The following is a 1,087-nucleotide window of genomic DNA, read 5'->3' on the forward strand; positions in this document are numbered from 1 at the left end:
GATGGCGAAGCGCAGGCCCTCGTCCATGGCGATGGGGGCGATCAGCTCGACGTCCATCGACACGTTGTCGCCCGGCATCACCATCTCGACGCCCTCCGGCAGCTTCACCACCCCGGTGACGTCGGTGGTCCGGAAGTAGAACTGCGGCCGGTAGTTGGTGAAGAACGGCGTGTGCCGCCCCCCCTCCTCCTTGGTCAGCACGTAGGCCTCGGCCTTGAAGCCGGTGTGCGGCGTGATCGAGCCCGGCGCGGCCAGCACCTGCCCGCGCTCCACGTCCTCGCGCTTGGTGCCGCGCAAGAGCGCGCCGATGTTGTCCCCCGCCATGCCGCTGTCCAGCAGCTTGCGGAACATCTCGACGCCGGTGACCGTGGTCTTCACCGTGTCCTTCAGCCCGACGATCTCCACCTCCTCGCCGACCTTCACCACGCCGCGCTCCACGCGCCCGGTCACCACCGTGCCGCGCCCGGAGATGGAGAACACGTCCTCGACGGGCATCAGGAACGGCCGGTCCACCGCCCGCTCAGGCTGCGGGATGTAGGCGTCCACCGCCGCCATCAGGTCGAGCACCGCCTTCTCGCCCAGCGTGTCCGCGTCCTTGTCCTCCAGCGCGGAGAGCGCCGAGCCCTTCACGACGGGGATGTCGTCGCCCGGGAACTGGTAGGACTTCAGCAGCTCGCGCACCTCGAGCTCGACCAGCTCCAGCAGCTCGGGGTCGTCCACCATGTCGACCTTGTTCAGGAACACCACCAGCGCCGGCACGCCCACCTGCCGCGCCAGCAGGATGTGCTCGCGCGTCTGCGGCATCGGCCCGTCGGCGGCGGACACCACCAGGATGGCGCCGTCCATCTGCGCCGCCCCGGTGATCATGTTCTTCACGTAGTCGGCGTGCCCCGGGCAGTCCACGTGCGCGTAGTGCCGGTTCGCCGTCTCGTACTCCACGTGCGCGGTCGAGATGGTGATGCCCCGCGCCCGCTCCTCCGGCGCCTTGTCGATCTGGTCGTAGGCGGTGAAGGTCGCGCCGCCCGCCTTGGCCAGCACCTTGGTGATCGCCGCCGTCAAGGACGTCTTGCCGTGGTCCACGTGCCCG

1 protein-coding gene is annotated in these 1,087 nt (G+C 69.5%); it reads right to left on the reverse strand.

Annotation, left to right across the window (positions count from 1 at the left end; translation table 11 throughout):
• Nucleotides 1–1,087: elongation factor Tu (gene tuf / locus ABD067_RS26310; protein WP_343898403.1), on the reverse strand; the 1,087-nt coding region annotated here is incomplete at both ends.

It is taken from the genome of Craurococcus roseus (assembly GCF_039523795.1).
GTDB lineage: Bacteria > Pseudomonadota > Alphaproteobacteria > Acetobacterales > Acetobacteraceae > Craurococcus > Craurococcus roseus.